We start from the raw sequence: 23,519 nt of genomic DNA on the forward strand, positions 1-23,519 counted from the left end.
CTTGCTCGTGTCGATCGAGACGACCCGCACGCGTTGCGAAGGATCCTGGTCCCGCTGCCGGTAGATTTGCTCATCGCCGATCTGGATCATCGTTTGTGAACCTAGTCGATCGCCGCTTGGTCGAAGGACCAGATCCTAGGCACGAACCGGAGGTGGGAAGTGACTGACCGCGCGAAGTGCGGACGTCCGACGAAGACCGGGACACCGTGTGGGGCGGTTGTTCGCCAGTCGGTGCCGTTGAACACGGTGGCGCCCGCCTGCCGGAAACACATGACTCCAACGGAAGTGCAGGAGATCGATTCCAATCCGCTGTGGTCGACCGAGGGACAGATCTTGTGGCTCTTCGGAGAGCAGGAGAAGGAAGACGGGTTGCTGACGACGGCGGAGGTCGCCGGCCGGTTGTCGCTTTCACCGCCGACCGTGTCGTACGCGCTGCGGCGTTTGCTGAACGAGCGCAAGGTCGCGACGTGGGAGGTAGACAAACGGGAAGTCTGGGGGATCAGCCAGCAGGTTGCCTCGTGGCGAAGGGAACGTCACCTGGAGGCGCAGAAAGTAGAACGTGAGCGTGAGCAGGCCCGTGAACATGTGCTCAAGGACAATGAGGCGCTGAGGGAGGCCGAGACCCGACTGCGAGAAGCCTGCACTGGGCGCGGCGTCGACGTGTCCGTCTTCCGAGGTTTCGAAGTCGGAGAGGGAGGACCGCGCCGACTGTCGCTCCTGCTCTCCGTGGACGACCCGGAGGCTGCTGCCTGGCTGGTGGGGCGCATGAGCAGGCCTGTGCCGGGTGAGGACGCGCCGTCCGACGAGGAGTGGGCCGAGTACGCCGAACACTTCGAGGCGCTCGTCAGCTGCTTCGAATGGGCAGGATGGTCGGAAGGCGAGCACGACTACTTCCACGAGTACGACGACGAGACCGGACCGATCCTCTACACGACCATTCGCCGGACCTGCATGGCCTTCGACGTCGAATACCACCCTTCCAGCGCCCGGCTCCGGCTTCTCCACCACGAGTACCCAGGTGGCTGGCCGCAGATCTTCAGCATGCTCGAAGACGAAATCGTGATCGAACTCGACGGAGACGCCGACGAACAGCAGCGGCTCGTCGCGGAACGTGCCGGTGCCCTCGGCCTGCTCGACGCGACCCGCGTCGAGGTGGATCCCGATTCCGACGTGACCTTGCGGCAGTTCATGGATGTCCAGTTGACTGAGTTCGTCTTCGACGAGATCGCTGGCTATCGCCAAAAGACGATCGTTGAAGCCGTCGATGACCTTGACGCAGACACGTATCTCCAGACCTTCTTCTCCACGGTCGTTGACGTGTTCGGGCAGGGCGTACTGCCAGATCTGGTTCCGGACGCCGCAGTCCACGGAATCGCGGCGTGGTGCTGGCGCAACGACACCGCTGTCGAGACCTGGCACGTACGGGACGACGTGCTGATGGCCCGGATCAACATCGCGGTCACCAGGAAGATCGCCGAGCACGTCGACCCCGACGAGGGCGTCGACTGGATCGGCCTGGAGGCGGCGCTGACCGATCCTGAGTGGGCCTTGCCGGACGGCAGGACGATCTCTTCGCTCTTCGGCGAGGGATGGCAGGAAGTGCGGGGCACCGTGAGCGAGAAGCTCACGACGTGGCGTCGCCTCGATGAAGACCTGCTCGGCCCGACGGCCACTTTGAGGTTGCTGACGATCGGCGGCTCCACAAACTACACCTGGCACTGGTGGGGACGAGGTTGCTGGACGGCAATTTGCCGGGCGATCGTCGGGGATGCCGTCACAGGCGGCATCGCACTTCCGGTGCCGTACGACCAACTCGGCCCAGAGCGTTTCGTCATCGACCTCGCAGAGCCGGACCAGCTCGGCGACGACGCCCTGGAGTGGCTGATCGACATGCCGACCGCCGGAGCGGACGGCCCCAGAGGCCTGAGATTCCATGCCGCCAGCAAACCGATCTCGCGCATGGTCGAACCGGTGAACTGGAACCTGGGACAACCACCCGCCACCACTACCGATTTGTAAGCGTCGACTCGCCACTGCCGTGGTTCAGACATGCTGGTCCGCCGGGTGTAGTCAACTCGTGTGCGGCTGGGTGCCAATACGGCAGTTCGCTCCAGGATCGCTGTGATGGCGGATAGCTCCGCTGACTCCGAGTCGCTACGACGGTTATAGCGACTACAAGTTCCGCGTTGGCCTGCTCTGCGCTCGGCACTTGATCGCGAACGTGCCTATGCAACACGGGCGGCGGATTGAGCGATGAGAGGTACGGCAGCTCGGCAAGCTCATGGAGGTGGCGTGGGCCGAACTCGGCAATCGGAGGTTCAAAACCAGGATCGAGCGACGCTCATTGTCGTTGCAGGACGTGAGATGTGAACATTTCACCGCTGGTCGGCACTGCTGCACGCCGTCGTCGTGTGCTCGCGCACCTGTCGCCGATCTTCGAGCTCCACCTCAACCGGGCCCGCAACCCATCGGCTGTTCAGTGGTCGGCCTACGACTTCATCGCGCTGATCCAGGTCACGGTCGACATGATCGCCTTGTCCTCGGGGCTGGACGGCAACTTCGGTGCTCCGCGCACCGACGTGCTGGAAGAGATGACGAGGACGGCAGCCGCCATGGCTCCCGACCGTCCATACGAAGAGCATGCACACGTCGCCCGGCATGTGCTCGACCACCTTCTGCGTCACGACGAGCCGAGCCCGTACTTCTCGGTGGACTTCGCGGACCCAGGCTTGGCGTGGCGCAAAGTGACGCATTCGGTGCGGGTGTTGTACGAGACTCTTGCCGTCGATGGTTCGACGCTGCAGGTCAACGTCGACAACACCGCTGTGACGCTGCTGCTGATCGCCACCAACCGGTCGCTCGAGGACGAGCACGAGGCCGTCATCGCGGTGATGAGGGCACAAGCTGACAGCGGCCGGCTCGACTCGGCTATCGAGTCTGCGGAGGATGCGTTGACGCTCTCGCGCACGTACGCCGCCAACGTCCGCAGGATGATCTCCGAGGCTGAGCGGGACGTCAGCCGGATCGACTACATCAACGCTCTGCGTCCGGAGCTGTCGACTGCGAAGAAGCACGTGCAGCGCCGCGTCGAGGTCGACGGCACCCTTCTCCGGCACTTGGAACACATGCGCGCCGATGCTTCGGAGAAGCAGAACCCGGACGAGGTCCGACTGCTCACAGGAGCAGCGGGCCGCTTGTCGGACGCCTTGGAGATCCTCGCCGAACTGCACACCGAGGTCATCGGCGCTACTCCGAGGTGGCGTACCGCCCAGGCTGCCCAGGCCTTCAGCGCCGCGCCCCTCAGCGCGGTGGACCCGACTACCGATGTGTTGACCGCGTTGCTCATCGGCGAAGAACTGCCACCAGGTGCCAACGCGTCACCACCCGCACCAGCCCGCCTGCTCGACTTCACGGCTCTGACGAATCGCCTGGTTGCGCCGCCGAGGAGGGTCCTGGACATCCCCGGTCCGGCTGAGCACGGAGATCCGCTCGTGGACAGCGACGGCGTGTACGAACAGTTTCCGGAGCAGTTCCACAGCACCGCCGACCTGCTGAGGGCGCACCGCGCGTCTCCCGGAATGAAAACTCGGCTGACCGAACTGCTGAACGATGTCGACGTGCTGTTCACCCACCAGAGCATCGGCCTGGTGGAGGAGTTGGTGGCGTTGGCTGGAACCGCGGACACGGCGCGCCGTCGCCTCCGCCTCTTGCTGGCGCTCGACGCGATGATGCTGTGGCGTCCTGACGATACCCCCGATGCGCACGACGAGTGGTGGGCCGTCGATGACGGGATCCGCGCAGTTCTGCCGGACCTGGATCTGCCGGACCTGCTCATCCACCGGAAGGGAACCGAAGATGACCGCCCGTGACGACGCTCGGGACGCCGGCTTTCTCCTCCGATACGCACTGGACCACACACTCACTCCCAGCCGCCAGGACGACTACGGCCGACTTCTGGACCGCTACCACACCGATCCCGATCTGCGCACAGCCTTCGACCAGGTCATCGAAGGCCTCGGCGTGCGAGTGCTCACCGCTGACCGGGCAGTCGGTCTCGTGTTGGCCGCCGAACCCGACTCACCGATGGCGGTGTCGGACACCGCCCCCTGGCTGCGAGTCAAAGGTGCTGAGGACCGCATGATCTACGGAGTAGCCCTCGGAGGCACAGCGGCCTGGTGCTATCCGACCTCCCGGTCGGTGCGGGAGCCCGGCACTCGACGGGTCACTGCGGTCGACGTGGACCGGCTCGTTCGTGAGCACGCCGCCGCGGTGGAATCCGGAGACATCGGCCTGGATGCCGGACTGGACGAGGCATGGGAGGCCTACCGGCGGCGCAAGCAGGTCGCCTACGGCAAGGGACGAAACCTCGCGGTGGGCTGCACGGTGAAGATGTGCGACGACGTTCTTGGCCTGCTCGGGGCATTTGGCCTGCTCATCGCGGACAGATCCGCGGCGCCGCCACTGCATGGCCTGCGCGTCTGGCGTTCCACCGACCGCTTCCGCGCCCACGTCGCCACCAGCGGAGGACCGCTCGCCTGGCAGACGATCGTCCAGTCGCACGTGGCGGAACAGGTTCTCCATCTCGACGAGCGGGAGTCCTGATGCACACGGCCTGGCGCTTGGAGCGCACGTATCTCGCCGGAGCGGGTCGCGACGAGTCACGCCTGGAGGGCCTGGACATCAGCTGGGCCGACCCGTTCGACGCCTCGGGACACGCGGCGCTGTGGGCTGACAACGGAACCGGCAAGACCATGATCACCGCGTTGCGTTACGCGCTGTACCTACCGCATTCGCGGGACTTCATCCGCGGTGATTCGGACCGATCTCTGGCCAAGCTGGTCCGCTCACGGGACGTCTGCCACGTCGTGGAGCAAGTCAGCAGAGTGGTCGACGGCGAGCTGCAGCGGGTCGTCGTCGGGATGGTCGCCGAGTGGCCGGACGGCGGCACGAGAGACCTGGACAACCCAGGGAGACTTCACCGGCACTTCTACGGATGGCAGTGTGGTGCGGCCGGGCCCACGATCGACGATCTGCCGTTTCGCACTCAGGCGGGCCGGTGGTCGACCCGTCCCCAGTTCATCAGCGGTGTGCGCGAAATCCTCCCGCGCAGTGGAGCAGGCGCTCCGTACCCACCGTCCGATCACCAGGGGAGCTGGCAGCGTTGGCTTGCCAACGCGGGCATCGACTTGGAGCAGGTGCGGTTTCAAACCATCATGAACGCGTCGGAGGGAGGCGTGGACCGGGTCATGCGGTTCGCTGACTCTGACGCGTTCGTGCGGTGGTTGACCGGCGCGACGATGTCCTCCTCGACCGTCGACCAGATCACCAAGAGTGTCGAGACGCTGCGCGCCAACGCTTCCGCACGACCTCACTGGGTCACCGAACTGGATCTGTGGGAGAAGCTGGCGGGACCGATTCTGGACCTCGCCGTCGCCTACGACCGGGTAGGTGCCAGTCGACGAGCGCTGGCGACAGCTGAGGCCGACGCCGTAAGAGTGCTGACCGTCGGGGACGCGACGATCAGAGCGGTGGCCGTCGAGTGTGAAACCGCGAACCGACTGCAGGGCGAGTACGACAAGAAGCGCCGCGACGCGAGCGCAGCCCTCCGCCGTGCACAGGCACACCGCCTGCGCATGGAACTGCGTGCCTTTGAGCTGACGGCAGCCGACGCACACAGCATCGCAGAGCAGCGTGCTCGCGATCGGGACGAGGCGGTACGCGCCTTGAGCGCCTGGCGGCTGGTTGGTGATGTCCTCGATCTCACCATGAACGAAGGCGTGCTCGCCGGCCTGGAAGAGCGTCGTGACGCGGCGGAGAAGCAGACCGAGGAACTGCGGCAGGACGAGCAATTGCACCGCCGGGCGCTGGCCCGCTTGTTGACCAGCCGGCGTGACGGCGCGGCCCGCGCGGCAGCGGAAGCGTCCCGCCTGTTCAAGGCAGCAGCGGCGGTGCTCGAAGACGCGGAACGTGACCTCCTCGCTCAGGTAGGCGGCCAGTCCGCTGAGGCGCAGCTGGTCATCCAGCTTCGATCGACGATCGACACGTCGGAACTGGTGCTCAACCAGGCTGTGCTCGACGGACTCCTTGGTGAAGGTGAGGATCCGGCACGACGTGCCGAGCGGGCTGCTGAGAGCGAGCGTCGGGCGCAGCTCGACCGAGATGCCGCTGACCGAACGCTGACGGAGGCCGACCGCGACATCCGCAAGACTGAGAAGGTTCTGTCCGGGGCACAACGACGTGCCGACACGGCTCGTGATGACGCCGAGAAGGCTGAGCGCGACCGCCTTGCGATCGAGAGCCGAATTCGAGCGCTGACAACAGATGTCCGCTTCTTGGACGTCGTTGGCTCTAGCGTGGACGATCCGTGGGAAGCGCGTGCGTCGATTGTCGAGTCTCTCGCCGAGTACGCGCGTGTGTACGAAGAGGAGGCGGCGACCGCCCGGCAACACCGCAACGCTGCACAACGCACCATCCAGTCGGTCGGCTCCGACGGGTTGCTTCCTCCGCCGCAGCTCGCTGAGGACATCGTCGTTGTCCTGACTGAACAGCAGGACAGCATCCTCGCCTGGCCTGGGTGGCGCTGGCTTGCGGACACCATGACCGCTGAGGAGGCCACCACCTTCGCCCTGGCCCGTCCGGAAATCGTCTCCGGGGTGGTGGTGGCGCGACCGGACCTGCTTGACCGTGCCGCTGAACTGGCGGCGAACGTGAACCGAGATGTCGCGGTGTGGATCGGCGCTGTCGTCGACCCGGCCGCCGCAATGGCACGAACGTCGACTGACGACGGTGCGCACGGTCGCGTGCTGTTGCCGCCGCCCGGCACGTACGACAGGGACGCGGCGTCGAAGATGATCGACAAGGCGGCGGACGCACTGGCAGAGGCCAACGCCAAGATCGACTTGGCGACCCGCCGCGCGTCCAACGCGCGGAACATGGCCGCGTCGTTTGCCTCGCTGTGGACGGACTTTCCCGCAGACCCGAGGCTTGCCTTCGCTGACAAGGCCCGTGCGGCACATGAACGCCGGGCTGAGGCTAAGGGCGACCTGCAGGCTGCAGAGAATGAGCTGGAGATCCTTGCAACGCGAAGAGAAGAAGCGCAGCTACAGAGGAGCGATGCGCAAAACACGATTGACGGCTTGAGGAGTACGCGACTGCTTCTGGTGCCCGTCGTCGAGGCGGCGAGGTCGGCTTCGCAGGCGAGGCAAGAACTCCCGACGCACCTCGAGAAGGAACTGACGCACAGACAGCGTGTCGCGGAGCTTGATACCCAGATGCCAGAGTTGCGGGAGAAAGCCCGTGACATGGAGCAAACGGCGAACGACGCGAACAGACAGCACACTGACGCGGTCGAAGCGTTGCGCGCCGAAGGTCTTGCCCCGAACTCGGAAGGTCCAGTCCCCGCAGCGGGTGAAGCGGCTCTCCGGGCAAGGCTCACCAGCGTCGAGGCGGCGTTGGCGCGTGCAGCTGTAGATCCGGACCTCCACCAGACCATCCACAGCACTCGATCGAAACTGGCAGACCTCGAGGCCCGGCTCGACCGAGACCGCGCACTCCGCGCCCTCGCTGAACAGTTCGCCGAGACCGACGGCGCGCGGCATCTGGCGGCACTGACCGAATCGGTGGCCGCCGCGGAGAAACGCGAAGGTGTCGCACGCGAGAGATACAGCACGGCACAGGCACACGCAGACACGGCGTACAAGACCTACCGCGCCCGCTCGGCTGAGGTCGCAGACCGGGCATCGCCCGATGTCGAAGGATTCCCGTCCGCCAACGAGGTCGCTAAGGCGCTGGAGGCGGAACGGGTCGCGCATAGGCTGAACGCCAAGGCCGGGGAGCTGTCCGATGCTCACCGCGAGGCTGAGGCGAACCTGGACGAAGCCAAGAATGTGCTCCAGCGCGCCGAAGAAGCCGCGAAGCTGGTCGAGCGTGCAGTGAAGCCGTTACGTCGGCTAGCTGCTCCGATCAAGGACGGCCGGCCCGCCGCGGACGTCGACCAGCTGATCGACCAGCTGGACGATGCGAACGAACGGATCCACGACACACGGCATGAACTGGACGCCAACGAAGGCGGGCAGAACCGAGCGGCGAATGCCGTACGCGCACAAGCCAACAGCCCCCAGGCGCGGCTCGTCGAAGCTCGTCCCGATCAGGACCCGCGGTTGGTCGACCTGATCCACCGGCTGCGCGGGGATGAACAACTCCCCTCGGACGCGATGCGGATCGCCGACGAACTGGAGCAACGGATAGCGACCTTGCGTGACGACCTCACCAATCACGACGAGCACGTTCGCACCACGGCCAAGATGCTGCACGTCCAAGCCGCTACGGCACTCCAACGCCTGCGCGCGTACCAGAACCAGTCGAGCTTGCCGGAAGGGCTCGGTGAGTGGTCACAGAGGAAGTTCGTGACCATGGACCATGGGCCGGTGCCCGATGACGAGTCCGTGGCCGTCGACCGAGTCGCACGGGTCGTCCACTCCCTTCTCGCACCCGGCACGGGGCGCTCCGACGCGCAGGAGATGTTGTTCGCCGCCGCCCGCGCACTCGTGGACGCACCGTTCCAGGTGCGTATTCTCAAGCCTCACACCAATCTCGCAGTTGACCGCGTAGACGTGGCCGAGCTGAAGAACTTCTCAGGAGGGCAACGCGTCACCGCCGGCGTGCTGCTGTACGCCGCGATGACGAGGGTCCGTGCCTCCGGCGAACCGTCGTCGATCGGGTGGCTCTGGCTGGACAACCCGTTCGGCCAGGCATCGGCGGACCAGTTCGTGCGCACGATGCGACTCGCCGCCGACAAACTCGGCCTTCAACTGGTCTTCACCGCGGCACCGAAGGACAAAGGTGCGCTGTCGATGTTCGATCGGGTCGTCATGCTCGCACGCAAGTCACGCCCGTCGTCGAAAGAACGGGTTGTCGTTGTGGACAACGGTGCCCGCGAGGTAGTCGACCTGACCTTGGTCCAGAAGGACGCTTTGGCGGTGCTGGGCGAATGAGGAACGTGGATCTCGACGCCGTTGTCGCGATGCTGGACCCAGACAGGCGTGGCGGGCGTCGTGGTGTCGAAGCCGTGTCTCTTGCTGTCCAAGCGATCGTTCCCGACATCGAAGCGGCGACGGTTGCCGAGCTGGTGCGCGAGACGATCGATCGAGGAGAACGCGAGGGACGATGGTCGGCCACCCGGACCGCGACCGTGCTGTCCGGCGTGATCGTGCTGCCCAAGTCCGTGCTGTTACCGCGACGCAAGGAACCACCAGAACGCCGACGGACGATCGACACGCCGCTACGCCACGAACTGTCGACATGGGCCACAGGGCTACTGCTGTCTGCTGCCCAGCGAGAGGTCCTGCTGGCAGTGAACGAGTGGCTCAGGCGCACGAACGGGGGCAAGGTTCCCGTCATCGCAGCCGCCGAACGTGCCTATGAGGTTCTGGGCGACGAAAAGGCGTTCGACTCCTCACCACCACGAGGCGGGACGACGCTGTGGCAGTCGAACCGCTTGACCTTCGGGCTGCTCCGATGCGAGCGGGTGCCGACGCCGCTCACGTGGGAGTCCGTGAGTCTATCCGCCACAGGTGCGGGAAGAATCGTGTGCGTCGAGAACCACGCCACGTTCCGCACCCTGCTGCGCGTGCTCCGCGAGTTGCCCTCCTCGCCATGGGCAGCGGTGGCGTGGGTCCAGGGGCGCAACACCGCGCCCTTGGAGTCGTTGCCAAGCCTGCCGTTCTCCGTGACACGCCTCGACTACCTCGGCGACCTGGACGCCGCTGGTTTGGAGATCGCCTTCACGGCGTGTGCCACGGCCGAAGGTGTCGGTGTCCGAGCCGGGCCCGCGTGTCGGCTGTGGGAGCTCCTGATCGACAGGTCGTCAAGGCCAGGACGTGCAGTCGACGTCACCCATGCCAAGCGACTGGTCGGCTGGCTTCCCCAAGAGGTACGAGAAAAAGCATTCGACTTGCTGACCGAGGGCCGGGTGATTCCTCAGGAAGCGCTCCGCTACGACCTGCTCCGGACCTTGATCGTGGTGTAGCTGTTGTCGTAAAGCGTTGCGATGTGTTCCACCTGTCGTACGCAACCTTGCTCGGCTGGTCTCCCGTTACACGGATGCTGCTCGACCGCAAGCGGCGCAGCGATCCCGCATTCGACGAGAACGAGGACGGAGGTCGAGCGATCGCGGTCGAGGAAGGTATCTCAGCGCTCGTCTTCGGCCACGTCCGTCGTCGCCGCTTCTTCGAGGCTGGCGGTACGGTCGATCCTGGCTTGCTGACCTCGATCGAGGAAATGATTACCGGCCTCGAGGTGGCGAACGTGAGCCGACTCGTGGAGGTTGTTCGGAGTGAGGTCGCGGCCAAGGTGTGCGCAGCGGTGTAGCTGATCGTCGGAAGTGGACTGCCCGACGCGGCGTGCACGGGCGTTGCACGACTCGTGGTCACAGCAGGGATAGCTGTTCGCCCTCGGGCAGATCGAGGACGACGACGCGTTCAGTGGCGACAGCGCCGGTGTCGGTGAGCAGCCGGGCTTCACGAGTATTGCGCACGAGCACTTGCACTCTGTCGGGTAGGCGGTGTGCTGAGGAGGGGCTTGGCCTGATGACCGCGCACAACTCTTTGTGTTCGCCGTACACCGGCGCTTTCAAATACACCGCCACTCCGTACGCGTGCTCGAGGGTGGCCTTCTTGTCAAGCTCAGGACGTCCCCCTGCGTTGCGCCACATCGGACTGAGCTCGATGTCTTGGAGCCGATCGCGCACTGCGGAGAACAGCTCTTCGCGCTGAGCCATTGACAGGTCCTGCCACCACAAGGTCGCGGTCTCGCGCTCAATACGTTCTTGCTGGCGAATGGCCTCTTGCTCGGCTTCGCGCTGCTTCTCACGTGCTTGTTCGTCCAACTCTCGCTGCCGTCGGAGCCTGGCCCACCTCGCCTCGTCCTGGGCTTGCTGGTGCTTGAGCACGCGATCAGCTTCGGTTCGCCGTATGTCTTCAGCGAGGGCGTCTTCATGCGCCTGAAGCAGTTTCGCCTGGCGAGCCAGTTCGGCCTGTTCACGTTTCCACGCCTCTTGTCGCTGCCGCATCTGCTCATGACGGCCCTCGGCGTCGATGCTGCGTGGACTGGTCCACACCGCTTTGCGGCTCGCTGCGCCGGCACCGAGCAGGCTCCGCCGGTAGCGCGGCAAGATCTCGTGGAAGAGGATCTGTTCGCGCAGCACCCAACCGAGCACGTCGGACAGAGAACTGCGGGTCATACGCCAGGAGCCTTCTCTGTAGTCGAAGCCAGCCACTCCGTCCACGACCGTCCAAGCCCCGTTCCCGTCTGGTGCTTGGACCTGGAAGGAGGGGACGAGGCCCATCCATGACAGCCGATCTGCTGCTCCGACCCAGCACACTTCGATCCCGTCTAGGGCGTAGCGGCTGGTCCGTGCGGTGATGTCCTCGGTGTCGATCGGAGAGAGCTGGACTTCCCAGGCGATGCGTCGGGTGCCGTCTTGGGTGCTGGCCAGCACATCGGCACGCCAACTGCCATCCGGCGCACGGACCTCCAGTTCGGCATGCCAGCCTTGGGCGCGGATCGCGACGGCCAACTCCAGTTTGATCAGGTGGTGTTCCAGCGACTCGTTGTCCCAGGCGCATTCGCGGGGACGGCCGGGGTTGTGCGCGAAGTAGCGCAAACGGCGGGCTGAGACCTTGGCGTGCACGCTGTGCGCGCAGTCTGGGCACGTCAGAGCGACCCGCGGCTTGGTCTTGTGTACTTGCTCCCACGCAAGGCCCGCACCGAGATCTTGGCGGGTCGCGTCGATGCGTCCTGCCTGTGGGTGGATCGCTGCGAAGGCCATCTCCACAGTGTGCGCCAGGTACAGCTGAGGTTGGGCTAGCGCTCGCCGCAGCCACGCCGCTGTAATTGTGTGCGAGTTGACCTAGCCAGGCTGCATACTGTTCGGTTGGTTTTCACTATCCGGACGGCTGGCCTAATGACGCTCAACCTCGCCATCGCCTCGACCGAGTCACTTGTGTTCGAACCGGCACGCCAGGCCCTGCACCTTCGGCCTGCTGTCGGCGGTACCCAGATCGAGCTGGACCTGACTGTTAGGCGAACGGCGGCGTACAAGGAAGGGGCCCGCATTCATCGCCGCGCTAGCTTGTGGCGAGCCTGCTGACTGCTGACTGCCGACCGCGTCGTGGGGTCGGTGAGTTGACCGCAGGCCGTGCACCGCTATAAAGACCGGATGGCAGCAGATCTCGCTGGGTCCGATCCGGCTGAGCCTCGCGACAGCAGCACGCCTGACCACGACTCCGCGGGGTTTCACGACCACGTGGCCGAGCAGTGCGCCCTCGGCGGAATGTTGCTCCGCAAGGACGTCATCGCGGATGTGGTCGAGATCCTGCACCCGCGCGATCTCTTGTTCGCGGCACATCAACTCATCTATGACGCTGTTCTGGGCCTCTACGGGCCAGGTGAGCCGGTGAACGTGGACACAGTGGCGAGTTACCTGGCCGCGCGGGGCAACCTCGAAGCTGTAGGCGGCACCACGTATCTGGAATCCTTGGCCACCAACGTTCCTACGACATCGAACACGGCCTACTACGCCGAAGTGGTTGTCGAGAAGGCGTTGCTTCGACGGCTCGCGACTGCGGGCCGTGAGCTGTCCGAACTCGCGTCGCAGGCAGATGCCAACGACTCTGTCGACTTCGACGACGTTCTCCGTCGCGCCCGGTCGTTGGTTGCCGAGTTCGCCGCCGACCCGAGTGAGGAAGACCTTCCGGAACTGAGCGAGATTCTGCTTCCGGCGTTGGATCAGATCGACGCCATCGCAGGAACCGGAGTGTCGCCGTTCGCGGTGCGAACCGGCTTCACGGACTTGGACGAGCTCACAGGTGGGTTCGCGCACGGGTCACTGGTCGTGATCGGTGCTCATCCCGGTGTGGGCGCCAGCAACCTTGCGCTGGACATCGCCAGGTTCGCCGCTGTTCGCGAGGAGGTTCCGACGGCCTATCTCTCGCTGGACAACCCCGCCGAGGCGATTACCCAGCGGCTGCTCTGCGCCGAGGCAAGGATTCGGTTGAGCGACATGCGGTCTGGTCGCATGAGCGACGCCGACTGGACCCGGCTCGCGCAACGGACGACCGAGATCAGCGAGAAGCCCATCGTGATCAGCCAGGTCCGCGACGCCGAACTCGCCGCAGTGACCAAGAGCATCACGGAATTGGTGGCTTACAGGAAGGTGCGGCTTGTTGTAATCGACTCGTTGCATCTCGTCAGCGCACGCCGCGATCTGCCCTACGAGAATCGTGAGCGCGAGGTGGCCGAGGTGGCCCGCAGGTTGAAGCGGCTCGCTCTTGACACTGGAATCGTCATCGTCGCCACGGTGCAGCTGTCGACCAACCCCGGGCCGAGAGTGCCTGTCCCTTCCCGTCCGTCACTGGCCGATCTACGTGACTCTGGCTCGATTGCCCACGTCGCCGACTACGTGCTGTTCGTTCAACGTCCGGATGCATGGGAACGGGACGATCCGCGGGCAGGGGAAGCCGACCTGATCTTGGCCAAACACAAGCACGGTCCGACTGCGACCGTGGTGGTCGCCCACCAGCTTCACTACTGCCGTTTCGCAAATCTCCTCGGAGCACCACCTCCGCAGCTGTAGCGTTCACGACGACCAGTACTCAAAGCAGCAGCTCAGGCGGAATCGTACTGCCGTGCGCGGCTTGTAGGCAGGTCAGCGGTGCGCCTTCTCGAACTCCTCGATGACGCTAGTAGGAATCCGACCGCGGTCGGCGAGGCTATGGCCGTTGGCGCGAGCCCATTCCCGGATGGCTTTTGTCTGCTCTTTGGTACGGGACTCGGCCACGATGGTGCGTGTGGTGCTTACGGCCTTCCGGGTGCGGCCACCAGTGCGGCGGGCACTCGCGACAAAAGCTGCCAGGCCATCGCGGAGCTTCGCAGCATTGTCCGGCCTGAGGTCGATGTCGTAGGAGATGCCGTCCAAGCCAAAGCTGACGGTTTCAACATCTTCAGCAGTGGTGCCATCGAGGTCATCGATGAGCCGTACGAGGACTTTCTGCGCCATACCTGATCTCCTTCGAGGTTGGATGCCGACTTTAGCAAGTTCACGTTGCTGGCGAGGTGGCTGGTAACGACCAGCTTGGGACAAAGCCAGGATTCACCGAAACGACGGAGTCAACCACGCCCCCGTGGCCTCGCCTGCTTGGATTCAGTGCTGGGCGAAATTGCTGCCCTGGGAGTGTCGTAAGCCCTGCAGTAGGGCATCATCGGCTAGTGAATTCTGAGCCGGCGGACCGGAGTGACTACCTGATGGCGCGCATGTTCGCGCAGAGATGGGCGGATGGCACACTTCGCCAGGCGAGACGCCTCCGACACGCCCTCAAGGCGGCGAGTGACATGGATCGGGCATACGAGCGAATGGACGCCCCCGGCATCACGGAGCTGGACATTGCCGCGAAGATCGATGAGGTGTGGACCGAGCAACATCTGCTCATGGTGTCTGCGCAGCAATGCGAGAAGTGGGCCACGAAGATGGCTGCGGCGCGTGGCGAAACCCGGCCTGAGGAGGCCCGGCTCATGCGGCTTCTGCGTAACAGTCTCGAACACCTCGATGAAGCGAAGCTCAACGACTTCGAGGCGCTGCCTGGACCGAGTGGGAATAGATCACTTCGCGACCTACCCAACAGTCGTCTACCTCTAGGCGTAACGCTTGGGGCGGACAATGTGATGGTGTGTGACTTAGTTGAGCTGGATGAGATCGAGAGGAACTGCCGCCAGCTCGCCGATGAGATCGGTGACGAGATCGAAGGTCCGGCGATCGATGCCTACATCGACTGGATGATTGACGACGCCCGCGGAAGATAGCCGACCGGCCGCTCCTGTGCGTTCCAAACTCAGTAAAAGTTTCGCAATGGAAACCATCGCCGAACCCGGCCGAGATGATCGCCTTGAGGGTGGTTGTAGAGCCAGCCCCAAGGTTCGCCTGTCTCGGCATCGGCGTATGCCAGCATGGCGGTGCGGCACCGCGACTCGACGACGCCATCACCGCGAACGAGGTGGTTTTCGACGGCACTGCCGACAGCCGACGCTGCGCCATCAGCCATGCGTGCCCCGAGCACGACAAGCCCATTGCTAGCACGGGCAACCTGATGAAGCGAGGTGACTGTCCACGAGATCACGTCGTCTTCCGTGAGTCGGTCGTACTCGTCCGCGTCGGCGTCGAGATGGAGATGACGTCCGCCGATGTCAGGGAAGTTGTCAATGAACACAGGCATGCCTCGTTCGGCGGGTGAGCGTGCCCAGGCGATCAAGGACTCTGGAGACGAGAACCTGTCACGATCACAGGTCACCCAGGCTGGTCGCAGCTGCCGCTCGTGAAGATGGTCATGCCACTCCCTCAGCAGGCCGCTTGCGACACGGTGGTCACCAGAACTGATCGACATGACCTGGCCGGTGATCACTGCGCTGCTGCCGGCCCCGATCGCGTATGCGTCCAGGCCGGGCCACGGAGTGCTGATGAACTTGTAGCCAGCAGCGGAGTCAGACGACCCCGTAGCTGGGCGTGGAGCCGCAGCCTGATCGTCGCCTGGCTGTTGAGGAGGAACGGAAGCCACAGGAGATGCCTTCTGGTTAGGGGAGGCAGGGAGGAGTGACGCGGTACTTGACCGTAGCGCTCAGACGGCCGCAGCCGACCACACGCAGCGCCGAACTAAGCTAGCGATTCACGGAGACCTCGTGTCAGGGGCCCTCATACTCGGGAGACAGGCGTGGAGGAGTTGCCACCGCCGCCATCGTCGGCGGGAAAGGCCATCACCGACGAGCTCCTGCGTGTGCTCAGAAATCACCCGAAGTTCCAAGGCCGGCGCCTTCGACCGTGGATGTACAAGATCCGAGAGTGGCCAGGCAAGGTGGTGCCCACCAACGAAACACAGATCCAAGCGGCCGTGCTCACATTGATCAGTCGTACGTTGTGGCCTGGGTCTGAACATGCCGCGTTGATCAAAGAGCTGACTCCGCTGTACAAGCAGGGCTGGTGCAATGACGCCATCATCCGTGCGATGGAGTTCAATCCAGACGGGGAACGTACACGGCCGTGGCACACCGGCACGGGCGATGGCAAGTACAACGGCGCCCTCACCAAGTACCTACAGTCACGCTTGAGGATCTGGCGTCAGGCGGACCCTGACAGCCTGGCCACCGTGGAGTCCCACATCCCTCCCACGCCGATCGAACGCGCGGTGTCCTTTGAGGAATGGGCGTACCGGATGTGGCAGGTGTACGGCGATGGAGAGCGCGACGGCACCAACAATTCGATGACTCCCGAACAAGCCAAAGCGATCTTCGAACGCAACCACAATCGTCGGGGCACGCCGCTCGACCGGAGTCGTCTTCGGGCACAACGTCTCAGAGAAACCGCGCGCAACCTGGACGAGCTCGGCGGCACCATCCCGTCCAACGCGAGTAACGAGCACGAGCTCCTAGACCCAGATGACGAACTCGCGCTGATCCTGGATCAGGACGTGCTTGAGGCTGTGCAGACGTTCGTTGCCGTGCCCCAGCGCGAGCATCGCCACCTGACTGCTCTCCGTGCTGCCGTGGTGCGGGCTCGTCGTAGGGGCACCTTAGACCGCCAGCTGGCATCGTTGCCTGAGGTCGCCCGCTTGGTTGGGACTGTTGTGGATGCCAACGGCTCCAGGGCTTCCCTGGCCAGCGTGCGGTACCTCATCGAACGCGCACGCTGACCCGTCAGGCCCGAGGATTTGCCTTGCTCGACTGATAACAAGGGCTGTTCGACTCGCCGACCACTGCCATCGATCAGCATGGAAGCGACAGCCGGCTCAACTTGCAGGCGAGGTTGAGGCGCGTCCGGCGGGTGTTTTGTCCCACAACGTGCTTGTCAGCTTAGGCCTGCTGATCAGCTCATCGACTAGGTCGTTCGCGGTTGCCAACATGAGTTCAAGCAGCTGAGGGCCGCTTGCATCATCTAGCGCAAGAACGACGAGGTCGCCTGGTGCTTGATCAACATGTACCGCTCCGTTCCCAGCCACCCTGACGATGTCGAGGCGTTGCCCTAGGGTTGCGCTAATCCGTGGTCGGAGCCGGTCGTTCAGCACGGCAAGGGTCGCCCCGGAGGGTGCGCTTGGATCCAAGACCTTGATCAGACGTTCCAACGTTGTGCGAGCCATAGCGGCTCCCGCGCGGCGCGAGACGGCTGCAACGGCGGTGGCCTCCTCGAACAACTCGCGGACTTCGGTCGGCATGTCCTCATGGGCTGCTCCTCCGAGTCTCAAGGGATACAGCATGCGCTCATGCCGCCAGACTGACGGCTGTTCGCAGGACGCGCAGACGGAAGTCCACCAAGCCTCGGCGTACGACGCGACCGCCATCCTGGTGTTGTCCCCCTCAAGGGGGACTGACTCTCGGCTGGTGCGAGAAGCCTTGATCCGCCTGAGAGTTGACCACTCGTGTGGCGTGTACATCTGACAATGCGGGCATGTGAACTTCGATGCCCTGAACTGGGGACGACGCTCCTCCAGCGGCGGCAGGCCGGTCATGAGGGAACGGTAACCGAACCGTTCGGGGGCCGGAAACAGACTTTGCCGTGTGCAGCAGCCGGGTGATCGGTGTCGCTCCTCGGTGTCAGTAAGTCGAGGCGACGCCGGACGCTTCTGATGAAGTGACCGTCGGCAAGATCGGAGCGCAGGTGCGACACCGCGGTGGGCGCTTACGCTTGGCCGCCCAAGCCGTCGCTTCAGCAGGCGTGATCCGGCGGGCACTACGTGATGAGTCGTAGTCGTCGAAGTCGAATGGGTACATGGCGCGCATGGCGTAGGTGTGCCGGTCCGGATATACCGGTGGTGGGGCCTCCGATACGGTGCCGCAGTCCCAGCGGTGGATCTTGGTCTCGGTGGCGTTGAGCGTGTATGGGTGCGACTCGGCGGTCAGCGACGCTGACCGGCGTTCCCACTGTTCGAGCTGGGCGCGCTGGTTCGCGTCGAGCTTGGGCCACTCATCAAAGATCTCGTCGCACACCTGGCAGCAGTCGCTGAGGTATGCGCTTGCGTCGACCAGCAGTTTCCGCATCCGTTCAGCTGACAAATCACCGCGTTGTACGGCGTCGAGCAGCCACAGGACACCGTTGAGCTCGACCATGCGGTCAGATCGATCCGGTTCTACGGGAGGGGCCTTAGAAGCAAGCTCGCGATTGAGGTAGGTGTGATGCCCCATGCCGAAGGTAACCACGAAGTTCGGGTAAGTCTGGACCCGGGCTTTGTCCAGGTAGAGGTGCAGTCGGCGATTGAACGCCACGGTGTATTCCTTGTCTGCTGTGGGGCGTCAGCTGCCGAGGGTGTCTTCGGTAACCCGACGAAGCGTGTCAGGTAGGTAGGGGTAGTACTCGTTGGCGTCGCCGAGCCAGTGAAGGGTGTTTTCGTCGCTCAGGCGCGGCCGTGCTTCCTCGTAGAATGGCGTCTGGACTCGGCGCACGAAGTCGACGTATGCGTTCAGGTCGGAAACAGCGATGTGCGAGTAGTCGCCACCCTTGATCGGGCCGGGAGACAGCCAGCTCAAAAGCATGGCAAGGCCGTTCGGGCCCAGGAAGTGGTCCAGGTCCAGGTTGGCGGAGTAACCAGCCGCAGAACCAGGGTCACAGCGGCGCGGTTCTGGAGCGTCGAGAATCGTCTTGTGGACGATCTTGAAGTCGAAGTATTCGAACCGGTTGTTTACCCGTCTGTCTCTCCACACGACCAGGCCGTCGTTCGGGTCACTGCTGAGCGGATCATGGCAGACATCGCAGTTCCAATGCTGTAGTGGCACGGTACCTCCATTTCGTCAGTGGTTCATGGGCATCTATGGTGCCGTGTCAGTTCACGCATCGGCCGGCAGGCTCGCGTGGGATTCGCAAGTTACACCACTCGGGCGAACCTCAGGGTGTTATTGATGCGCGCGACTCGTGCAGGCGGGGGTGGTCTTCGATCTCCATAGCCTTTGGTCCAGCTTTCCCGCATTATTCGTGGTGAAGTGGATACCGGAATCGAGGTTGGAGCCGGGGCCTCGGACGAGCCTGACACGATGTCGAAGCATCTTCGATGCTGACGCTCACCCAGGTGTGTAACTCGGTTGGAGTGGCTCGCGCCCGCTGGTTGACTTGTGCGCCTTACCTGTGGTGAAAGGAGCAGCGGTGACCGCGCCCGAGGATGTAGACGAGACCCCAGAGGCCGGCGCTTCAGTTGGCTCGGAGCAGACTGCTGGGCGGGCTGACCAGTATCGGCACGACCCGGCGTTCGTACCTGGGCTGGCGAGCCTGGCGGACATCTGCTGTGAGGAGGCGACGGACCTACTCAACGCTTCGTTGAACATGCGGGCGCTTGCCGCGGAGACAGACCCGCCACTGGATCCGGCTGGCGTTGAGGTTGTGTTCAACACCTTCTGGTACAGGCTGACACCCGCAGCGGTCGACGAGGTCGCGGGCGCTTCGCTGGAGCCGATCGAGGGCCCGTCGTTCGCGCCGTTTGCTTTGCGTGAGGCTGGCGAGGACATCCGTCAGCTGTGGCTAGCTCTCGCCGACCAGGTCACGCATCCGGTGATGCGGGCGCGGTGTTGGGACATCGCGTTTACGTTGAAGCTCCTCAAGAACGGGCGTGACACCGCAGAGAAGGCTGGCCGCGCCTACCTTGAAACCATCGGTACCGCACTTGGACCGCGTGAGCTGGCTGCCGGATTGTTGCGCGGACGGACTCTGGCACGCCAGGTGGGCTTGGTCGATCTGGAGCAGGAGATCGCTGCGGCCATGATCGATGTGGTTGAGGATGTGCTTTCTCGCGACGAAGATCCATACGGGGCGATCCCGCTTCTGGGGGCTCTGATCGCGCCGCCACCTCGCGGGAGGTCTGCTGCGCCTGTAGATCCGAAAGTTGATCAGCTGCTGGACCAGGCTCTGGCGGCTTTCCCGCAGGTACATGTCATCGAGGATGTAGCGGTCCTGGTACGCAAGCGTGCCGCAGACGATCCGGATCGTGCCGAGCGAGCGAATCGGCACTTGATAGATGCGATGCTGGCTGAAGCTGACGGCGAGACCCAGCCGATGCTTATCCGGTGGCTGTTCAGCCAGGCTGCAACCCGAGCGCGAAGCCTGGGGCTGACTGATCTTGAGAAGATCGCCGTTGCCAAACTGCAGGCCGCTCCCGCACTCACCTGGGAGACGACCAAGCTCGAACTCAACTTCCCGTCAGAGCTGTTCGACGCTTACCTGCCAGGCTTTGACACCGCGACAGACTGGCGTGGGGCCCTCGGGATCTGGCTGCACCCCGCCCATTCGCCAACGGGCAGCCACCGGGACAACAAGATCATTGCCACGCGGACGACGGAGGCGTCGGCGATCATGAACAGCATCACCACTGTTGTCTTCCGCAGCGATGATCTTCCCGCTCGAACCCTGTCTGCCGGCGAACGGTTCAACCGTGAACTGACCAGCCTGGAATCCGTGCGGATGGGCAGCGCAGGGAAGTTCGCGGGCAACGCTCTCTTCAGAATCCGCGCCCGCTTCGGCATACCACCGCGCGCCGATCTCGAAGAGTTCCTGCGGAGCTTCGGAGCTGCGCCTTCGCTCGTCACGCCGCTGGCGACCGCTCTGCAGCTGTACTGGGTCGGCGAGTACGACGCTGCGGTGCATCTAGCAGTGCCCAAGATCGAGGCGGCGGTTCGGGCTTTGCTGATGGAGCTCAACGAGCCTGTGTTTCGTACACAGGCGGGTGACACCTCTGGGATGTTTCCCGGCTTGGGAAGTCTGTTGCCTTCTTTGGTGGACAACGGTTTCGACCCGGACTGGGAACGGTTCCTGCGCACGTTCCTGCTCGGTGAAGGCTCCAACGTACGCAACCTCACCGCACACGGATTCCTCGCCGCAATCGACCCGGTCAACGCAGCCCTTGCCCTGCAGGCCTGCGCCGTCATGGTGTTGTTGACCACCGATGCGGCAGTCGCCCGCGACAGTGCCACGGTCAAAGCCACCCTGGCCAGTCCGGCTGGTTCGAGGCCGCGGAGGAGCCTGCGGAAGCGCATCGTCGCCGCTGCCGTCGCTGCCTGGTTCGAGCTACGTCGCACCTAGGCCAGCAGTTAGCGCTCATAGTGTCCACTCTGGAGGTGTCGCGTATGGACGAAGATCATCTGCATGAGGCCGCAGACCCTGCAATGGCGGTGACCCTGTCGAAGGTGTTCGCGATGGTCGAAGTCTGGCGAGAGCGAACCCATGCTGATGCGCCAGTTCCCCTGCCCGGTAGCAGCCTTGCCGGAGACGATCGGGTGACTGATCCGTTTCGGCTGTCGCACGCTGTAGTGCCTGCGCTCATCAGTGCAGTCGACCACTTCGAGACCCTGCGTTTGGTGATCCAGGAACAGCAAGTGCTGCCGGCCCGAGGCGGGTTCACGTTGCTGCGAGCGGCGCTAGAGAACGCGGCGATCGCAGTGTGGCTGCTCGCGCCGATGAACCGGAACGAGCGAGTATTTAGGTTGTTGCGGTTGGAATGGGCGGACGCGTGGGACGAGTCTCAAGCGATGGATTTGATGGGAGCCGCTCACGAGCGTGACAAGCGCAAGGTCGAGTTGCAGGCTCTGGCCCGTGACCGCGGCATGTCGCAGGAACGGATCGCCCAGGTTGCCGCGCGGACCGTCAGCTGGGGCGAGATCGTCGCCACCGCAGGTGATGAGGCCGGAAATCTAACTGGCATGCGTGCTAAGTGGGCGTGGACGGTCTGCAGTGGTCTGGTGCACGCTCGTCGGTGGGCCGCTCTTGGTTTTCTGCAGCGGGAGTTGTCTCCGGGTGCGACCGATGACCTAGTCAACGTGAAGTTGAGTGCGACGGAGCAGCAGGTAGCGATCATGGCGAACATTGCGGCGCAGATGCTTGCTGAGGGTTGGCGGTTGTTCGACCAACGGAGCCGATCCCATCTCAGCATCTGAAGTAGTCCGCTTGGCATACCCTCGCGACGTTGGTTGAGCTTTCGGCTGCTCGCTTCCATCGCAGACCCCTGCTTGGCGAGCGACGCATCATGCCCAGGTAGCGGGTGTTGTGCCGCCACCTGAGATGCAGATGCATCGCCCGCAGCTCCTTCGGGGTGGACTCAGGCCGCCATCGAGAACGCGTGCTCAGCGAACTCCCCGTCGGCAGCAGCGAGGCGAAACGCCGTGAACTCGCTGGTCGTGAACTCAAGCTCGGTGACGCTGCCGCGCTGCGGCACTTGGCTCCGGAAGATCCAGGTGGAACCGTCGCGAACGACGACCTCGATGCAACCGCCTGACAGCTCGCCGCGGGCGAGCCGTGCAAGGAAGTCGTCGAACTGCGCGGCAGTAAACGACAGTCGGTGATCATCAGGGGCACCGAAGGACTTCTTGGTGTCCCGAACCTCCACCGTGCCGTCGCGCCGAGCGATGTGAACGCAGTCCTTGTCTGGGACGCTCCGACTGGACTTGCGGAAGTCAGCTTCCTCGAACGTCGGTGCGCTTGCGGTCATCTCCTGGTCTCTCCTCTGCCTACTGACTGCTACTTGCCGAAGTCCCGCGCCACTCGGCGCATGAACTCTCGCGACTCCTCGTAGCTCAGGGCCGCGGCTGATAGGCGAGCATGTGCCTGATCGTGCGCGTTCAGGCTCAGTTCGTCATCCAGATATCGGATCTGACCCTCGCCCTCGGTGTAGGCCAGCTCCAGATGGCCAGCCGCACCTGGCGACGGAACCCGGACGAGGGTGAACGACGTTCCAAGAACGACCCGGCGGCCAGCAGGGACCTTAAACGGCAGCACTTGGATCATCAGGTTTGGGCGTTGTGAAAGCTCGACCAAGTACTCCATCTGCTCTCGCATCACCGCCGGGTCCGCCCACTCGCGCCGCAGGCACGACTCCGACAGCACCATGTGCACGTCCGGCGGGCTGTCCTTTTCGTAGATGTCCTGACGGGCCAGCCGTGCCCGAACTCGGTCTTCGACAGTCAAGCCGTCTGCCCCTGGCTGCCCTTCGTGCATGGCGCGGACGTATCCCTCGCACTGCCCCAAGCCGGGGACGACCTCCGACTGCACGATTCGGATGCGATCGGCGAGCTTCTCCAAGTCCACACGCAGCCGCATGTCCTCGCCATAGGCGCGGTTGTGACCCGTTGTCCAGAAGCCCCGTTTGTGGTTGTCGCGGCGCAACTCGAAGAGTGTCGCCTGGTAGCCGGGGTCGCGGAAGCCGAGCATGTTCGCCATCCGCTCAAGGTCTCCGACCGTGATGTTGCCACTGCCGTTGATCAGCCCCGCGATCCGGCTCTGGCCTGCCTCGATCGTCGCGCCGGCTTCAGCCTGCGTAAGGCCTGACTCCTTGATCATGTGCTCGATCTCTTTACCGAGCAGCAACTTCTTGGCTGTACGGACAGCGGCCATGCCGAGTTGAGCCTCTCCGGGATGGGTCTGCTGCACGAGTAGGTGACAGTGGTAGTCACGCAGCCTGACTGGCTGGCGTGGCCATGATTACCTCGTATTCGATAGGGGTCAACCTGCC

General features: G+C 64.1%; 19 protein-coding genes. 11 read left to right on the forward strand and 8 right to left on the reverse strand.

Going from position 1 to position 23,519, the window contains the following annotated elements; translation table 11 throughout:
• The first annotated feature begins 285 nt into the window (after positions 1 to 285).
• The 6 genes from ACIRG5_RS28350 to ACIRG5_RS28375 all read left to right on the forward strand — a co-directional run bounded on the left by ACIRG5_RS28350 (position 286) and on the right by ACIRG5_RS28375 (position 10,368).
• Positions 286 to 2,019, forward strand: a complete 1,734-nt coding sequence (locus tag ACIRG5_RS28350; protein WP_402909877.1) for a winged helix-turn-helix transcriptional regulator — start codon at positions 286 to 288, stop codon at positions 2,017 to 2,019.
• Between the two features lie 347 nt (positions 2,020 to 2,366).
• Positions 2,367 to 3,869, forward strand: coding sequence for a hypothetical protein (locus ACIRG5_RS28355; protein ID WP_402909880.1), 1,503 nt, complete (start codon positions 2,367 to 2,369; stop codon positions 3,867 to 3,869).
• The gene (locus ACIRG5_RS28360) at positions 3,856 to 4,602 is read left to right on the forward strand and encodes a hypothetical protein (protein WP_402909882.1); all 747 of its coding nucleotides are present in this window, start codon (positions 3,856 to 3,858) and stop codon (positions 4,600 to 4,602) included. Before ACIRG5_RS28355 ends, ACIRG5_RS28360 begins: the two co-directional genes overlap by 14 nt.
• The gene (locus tag ACIRG5_RS28365) at positions 4,602 to 8,993 is read left to right on the forward strand and encodes a hypothetical protein (RefSeq protein WP_402909884.1); all 4,392 of its coding nucleotides are present in this window, start codon (positions 4,602 to 4,604) and stop codon (positions 8,991 to 8,993) included. The genes ACIRG5_RS28360 and ACIRG5_RS28365 overlap by 1 nt, the downstream gene beginning before the upstream one ends.
• Before the next feature lie 5 nt (positions 8,994 to 8,998).
• A complete protein-coding gene (locus ACIRG5_RS28370) occupies positions 8,999 to 10,027 on the forward strand; it encodes a hypothetical protein (protein ID WP_402909886.1) in 1,029 nt (342 codons plus the stop codon).
• Between the two features lie 23 nt (positions 10,028 to 10,050).
• Positions 10,051 to 10,368, forward strand: a complete 318-nt coding sequence (locus ACIRG5_RS28375) for a hypothetical protein (RefSeq protein ID WP_402909889.1) — start codon at positions 10,051 to 10,053, stop codon at positions 10,366 to 10,368.
• A 58-nt stretch (positions 10,369 to 10,426) separates the two neighbouring features.
• On the opposite strand, the gene ACIRG5_RS28380 is transcribed toward ACIRG5_RS28375, so the two are convergent.
• Positions 10,427 to 11,827: a competence protein CoiA family protein gene (locus ACIRG5_RS28380; RefSeq protein ID WP_402909891.1), complete on the reverse strand. Its 1,401-nt coding sequence runs from the start codon at positions 11,825 to 11,827 to the stop codon at positions 10,427 to 10,429.
• Positions 11,828 to 12,304: 477 nt separating this feature from the next.
• Here ACIRG5_RS28380 and ACIRG5_RS28385 point away from each other — a divergent pair, with 477 nt between their 5' ends.
• Positions 12,305 to 13,633, forward strand: coding sequence for a replicative DNA helicase (locus tag ACIRG5_RS28385; protein ID WP_402909894.1), 1,329 nt, complete (start codon positions 12,305 to 12,307; stop codon positions 13,631 to 13,633).
• Between the two features lie 72 nt (positions 13,634 to 13,705).
• Here ACIRG5_RS28385 and ACIRG5_RS28390 read toward each other — a convergent pair whose 3' ends face one another.
• Positions 13,706 to 14,056 carry an Lsr2 family protein gene (locus ACIRG5_RS28390; RefSeq protein WP_402909897.1) on the reverse strand — a complete coding sequence of 117 codons (351 nt, stop codon included), beginning with the start codon at positions 14,054 to 14,056 and terminating at the stop codon, positions 13,706 to 13,708.
• 209 nt (positions 14,057 to 14,265) lie between these two features.
• Here ACIRG5_RS28390 and ACIRG5_RS28395 point away from each other — a divergent pair, with 209 nt between their 5' ends.
• The gene (locus ACIRG5_RS28395; protein WP_402909899.1) at positions 14,266 to 14,856 is read left to right on the forward strand and encodes a hypothetical protein; all 591 of its coding nucleotides are present in this window, start codon (positions 14,266 to 14,268) and stop codon (positions 14,854 to 14,856) included.
• A gap of 29 nt (positions 14,857 to 14,885) precedes the next feature.
• Here the strand turns inward: ACIRG5_RS28395 and ACIRG5_RS28400 are convergent, their stop codons facing one another.
• Positions 14,886 to 15,266 (reverse strand): hypothetical protein, encoded by a 381-nt coding sequence (locus ACIRG5_RS28400; protein ID WP_402909901.1) that lies wholly within the window; start codon positions 15,264 to 15,266, stop codon positions 14,886 to 14,888.
• Positions 15,267 to 15,758: 492 nt separating this feature from the next.
• Between ACIRG5_RS28400 and ACIRG5_RS28405 the strand changes: the two genes are divergently transcribed.
• On the forward strand, positions 15,759 to 16,733 hold the full coding sequence (locus tag ACIRG5_RS28405) for a hypothetical protein (protein WP_402909903.1): 975 nt from the start codon (positions 15,759 to 15,761) through the stop codon (positions 16,731 to 16,733).
• A 96-nt stretch (positions 16,734 to 16,829) separates the two neighbouring features.
• On the opposite strand, the gene ACIRG5_RS28410 is transcribed toward ACIRG5_RS28405, so the two are convergent.
• From ACIRG5_RS28410 to ACIRG5_RS28420, 3 genes are all read right to left on the reverse strand, one after another.
• The gene (locus ACIRG5_RS28410; RefSeq protein ID WP_402909905.1) at positions 16,830 to 17,546 is read right to left on the reverse strand and encodes a hypothetical protein; all 717 of its coding nucleotides are present in this window, start codon (positions 17,544 to 17,546) and stop codon (positions 16,830 to 16,832) included.
• An 85-nt stretch (positions 17,547 to 17,631) separates the two neighbouring features.
• Positions 17,632 to 18,300, reverse strand: coding sequence for a hypothetical protein (locus ACIRG5_RS28415; protein WP_402909907.1), 669 nt, complete (start codon positions 18,298 to 18,300; stop codon positions 17,632 to 17,634).
• Positions 18,301 to 18,327: 27 nt separating this feature from the next.
• On the reverse strand, positions 18,328 to 18,807 hold the full coding sequence (locus ACIRG5_RS28420; RefSeq protein ID WP_402909910.1) for a hypothetical protein: 480 nt from the start codon (positions 18,805 to 18,807) through the stop codon (positions 18,328 to 18,330).
• Positions 18,808 to 19,171: 364 nt separating this feature from the next.
• Between ACIRG5_RS28420 and ACIRG5_RS28425 the strand changes: the two genes are divergently transcribed.
• Both ACIRG5_RS28425 and ACIRG5_RS28430 read left to right on the forward strand, forming a co-directional pair.
• Entirely contained in the window at positions 19,172 to 21,097 is a 1,926-nt protein-coding gene (locus ACIRG5_RS28425; RefSeq protein WP_402909912.1) for a hypothetical protein, read from the forward strand.
• A 44-nt stretch (positions 21,098 to 21,141) separates the two neighbouring features.
• Positions 21,142 to 21,948 (forward strand): hypothetical protein, encoded by an 807-nt coding sequence (locus tag ACIRG5_RS28430; RefSeq protein ID WP_402909915.1) that lies wholly within the window; start codon positions 21,142 to 21,144, stop codon positions 21,946 to 21,948.
• 161 nt (positions 21,949 to 22,109) lie between these two features.
• On the opposite strand, the gene ACIRG5_RS28435 is transcribed toward ACIRG5_RS28430, so the two are convergent.
• Entirely contained in the window at positions 22,110 to 22,499 is a 390-nt protein-coding gene (locus ACIRG5_RS28435; protein WP_402909918.1) for a DUF397 domain-containing protein, read from the reverse strand.
• Between the two features lie 29 nt (positions 22,500 to 22,528).
• Positions 22,529 to 23,437 carry a Scr1 family TA system antitoxin-like transcriptional regulator gene (locus ACIRG5_RS28440; protein WP_402909921.1) on the reverse strand — a complete coding sequence of 303 codons (909 nt, stop codon included), beginning with the start codon at positions 23,435 to 23,437 and terminating at the stop codon, positions 22,529 to 22,531.
• Positions 23,438 to 23,519 lie beyond the last annotated feature (82 nt).

The sequence above is a fragment of the Lentzea sp. NPDC102401 genome (genome assembly GCF_044765805.1).
Lineage (GTDB): Bacteria > Actinomycetota > Actinomycetes > Mycobacteriales > Pseudonocardiaceae > Lentzea > Lentzea sokolovensis.